We start from the raw sequence: 2,918 nt of genomic DNA, 5'->3' as shown, positions 1-2,918 counted from the left end.
ACATAGTAGGGCGTGCGCTGTTCGAGGCAGAGGTGGCAGGGGATATAGCCGCCGAGATACTGGAAGCCGAGCGCCGAGCCAACGGTGGCGGCCATGGCGACGGCGAGGAACAAGGCGGTCAGCGTGCGCTGGCGTCCGGTGTCGGCATTCATGGTCGCTGTCATTTCAATCAGTCCGTCCGGCTCGCAATGGTTCTGTTCAGAACGCGTATTTGACCAGGATATAGAGCAAAATCAGGGCAGCCGCGCCGGCGCCGGCGATGAGGCCGAGGCGCTTTTCGATGAATTCGCGGATCGGTTCGCCATAATGGCGCAGCAGCCAGGCGAGCAGCAGGAAACGGCCACCGCGGGCTACGATCGCCAGCACCACGAACAACAGCAAATTGACGCCGATGACGCCGGACAGGATCGTCACCACCTTGATCGGCGGCAGGTGGGCAGCGCCCGACGTGATCAGCATCAGGACGATGAAGCCGATGCCTGCCCCTGCGCGCAGCGCTTCGAACTCGTCGTACTTGCCGTAGAATTCGAGGATCGGCCTCGCCACCGCGTCATAGGCGTAGTGGCCGATGAACCAGCCGGCGATGCCGCCCAGCACCGAGGCGACGGTGGCGATCAGCGCATAGCGGTAGGCGCGATCCGGCCGCGACAGCGCCATCGGCAGATAGAGCACGTCGGCCGGCACCAGGAACACCGAGCTTTCGACGAAGGCGATGAAGGCCAGCCACCATTCGGCGGATTTGCGGGCCGCCAGCGACAAGGTCCAGTCGTAAAGTCCGCGAAGCATCGGCACTCCTAATGCGTGTCGTTCCATTGCGCAGGCAGGTTGGGGTTAACGGCATGCACGCAACAAAGACCCAGAGCACGCCATCCGTCCCCGCAGACGTGCCGCGCTTTGATGCGCCGCCTGTCTAGAAAGATTTTCCGCGCTGCACAATGGCAGCCCCCTCACGAAATCGAAAGGCGCAGTTTGGTCGCATCTTGAGGGCGCCGGAGAATTGGCCAGTTGACGAACAGCCCTCCAACCGTATAGTCCCGCGCCATCCAGGCCGCCCGGCCTGAGCCCCTATGGCGGAATTGGTAGACGCGCTCGACTCAAAATCGAGTTCCGCAAGGAGTGCTGGTTCGATTCCGGCTAGGGGCACCATCCTTCACTCTTCGAGCTTCGGGTGGGACAATTTAGCCTGTGTTTGTTTTGGGATCCGCTTGTGCGCGGCAGCGCCGGCGTTGCGTTCCCGGTTGGCCTTTTGGTGTATCGTGGTCTGCTGTTTCCCATGCTAACGCTTGCCGGCCCTTGTTCGCCTGCAAGTGCCCCTTCAGGCTGATCGGCGCTTTTCGCTCAACAAAACTCGCAGATGCGGTAACGCCGCATGCGCCACCGCCTTGGGTGGTTGCGTGAACATGCAAGGCGGTTCCGCAGCGCCTAGAAGGCAGGTCTTTTGCCAATCCAATGTAATGGACCAACAACCGCCGCAGACACGCGGGGCAATATTGATATTGTTCGGGTAGGCGTAATAGCCGATCGGCGTTGGACCGAAAACGACACAACACGGCGTCCCTACACAGCTTGCGATATGAACAAGCCCTCCCTCCATGTCGAAATGCATGGACGAGTTCGCAAGAACGGAGGTGATTTGCGGCTGTGTTGTCTTGGAAGAAAGGTTGTAGTCGGCCGAACTGAGGGTGCCTCCTACCACGCCGACTTGGACAACCGGAAGATCCGGCAACTGCGCCTTCACCTCTTTCACGACATCATCCAAGAACGGATAATCTCGCGTAGCTCGAGGGCGACCCGACTCCTCGCTGAAGGAATTATGGACGGTAATGTAGGGTTTATGGTCCAGTCCCAAGCTTTGAACCAAGGACGCATCCTCAGGTAACGGATATTGATGGCCGCCAAAGGGCACACCGCTGACATGGTTCAGAAAGGTGTCTCGCCTCACGTTCTGAAATTGGGCTACAAGTGCTGGATGGAAGTCCAAATGAGGATGCGCATCGATCGCATGCGAAAACATCTTCCGATAGGGTGCGATGCTTTGCAGCATTGCTGAAAGCGCCGGCCACCGTTCGGCAGCGGCAGAACTCATGTGCACAAGATCTACGGTGTGTGTGAGCTGCAGGACAAGAAGATATCGATGCGTGACCCACGTAAATACGCGTTTCGGAGCTTCAATGAAAGTTACATCCGGGAGAGGCTCGTAGAGCCAGCCCATTCCGCCCGTTACGGAATAGACGTCGATCTTTGCGCGGCCAAAGTGGCTCAGCAGATCGCGAATAAACCGGACGGCCACGATATGGTCGCCCATGCCGCCTGTTACACGAATGGCAATGCTGTCTCGTCGTTCTACGTTGATCGCTAGATGAAGTGCTAACGCCGCATTCTTGAAGCCGTTGCGCGTCCTGCGTGAGAAGCGCGTAAGGCCTCGATCTTGCCTACTCATGGCGATTCCTAAGCTTTGACGTTGAACATTCTTCCAGACGGTATCTACGCCGCCGCCGCTCCAGATGCTATCCAAGGGCATGGAGCGCTCGGCGATGCAATGATCGAGCCGGGACTGATGGCGAGGAGACCTGCGGCAGCCATTTCATTTTTCATGGCTCGGAATCCTCGCTCTGGCAGGGATCAAGACGCTTGCTGAGGGCATCCACAGACAGGACAACCGTTGGAATGCACTCGACGTTTCGACGGCCTCGAGTTCGGTGTGCCAGAAGGGCGGCGGCGTCATGCCGATCACCAACACGTCCGTCGGCTCGGCGTGGCCACCTGCGTACCGATATGCCTCAGCAGGCGGTCAAGACGCTTTGCGCGTCCCGCCGGTGGGGCCGCCGTCATTGGCCGCGCCGATCTCGCCAGCCGCCAGCAATTCGTCGAATGTCCGTTCGAGATCGGCATTGTCATCGGCTGCCCGTCCGCTGGGG

Annotated in this window: 3 protein-coding genes and 1 tRNA gene; 1 reads left to right on the top strand and 3 read right to left on the bottom strand. The window is 59.4% G+C overall.

The features are described 5' to 3' along the window. The coding region (locus tag EN893_RS26865; RefSeq protein WP_128361905.1) for a disulfide bond formation protein B at positions 1-164 on the bottom strand (164 nt) is incomplete at its 3' end. A 34-nt stretch (positions 165-198) separates the two neighbouring features. Further along, a complete protein-coding gene (locus tag EN893_RS26860) occupies positions 199-786 on the bottom strand; it encodes a YqaA family protein (protein WP_127268790.1) in 588 nt (195 codons plus the stop codon). A gap of 275 nt (positions 787-1,061) precedes the next feature. On the opposite strand from EN893_RS26860, the gene EN893_RS26855 reads away from it, so the two are divergent. Then, positions 1,062-1,146 (top strand) — tRNA-Leu (locus EN893_RS26855). A gap of 169 nt (positions 1,147-1,315) precedes the next feature. Here EN893_RS26855 and EN893_RS26850 read toward each other — a convergent pair. Then, positions 1,316-2,521, bottom strand: coding sequence for a hypothetical protein (locus EN893_RS26850; RefSeq protein ID WP_127268789.1), 1,206 nt, complete (start codon positions 2,519-2,521; stop codon positions 1,316-1,318). Positions 2,522-2,918: the final 397 nt, after the last annotated feature.

Source organism: Mesorhizobium sp. M7A.F.Ca.CA.004.04.2.1 (assembly GCF_004022825.1).
Lineage (GTDB): Bacteria > Pseudomonadota > Alphaproteobacteria > Rhizobiales > Rhizobiaceae > Mesorhizobium.
This window is presented reverse-complemented; position numbering and strand designations above follow the sequence as displayed.

Bases quoted from the DNA above. Each gene is read 5' to 3' on its own strand.
- EN893_RS26860 (WP_127268790.1), bottom strand. From the start codon at position 786: ATGCTTCGCGGACTTTACGACTGGACCTTGTCGCTGGCGGCCCGCAAA.
- EN893_RS26850 (WP_127268789.1), bottom strand. From the start codon at position 2,521: ATGCCCTTGGATAGCATCTGGAGCGGCGGCGGCGTAGATACCGTCTGG.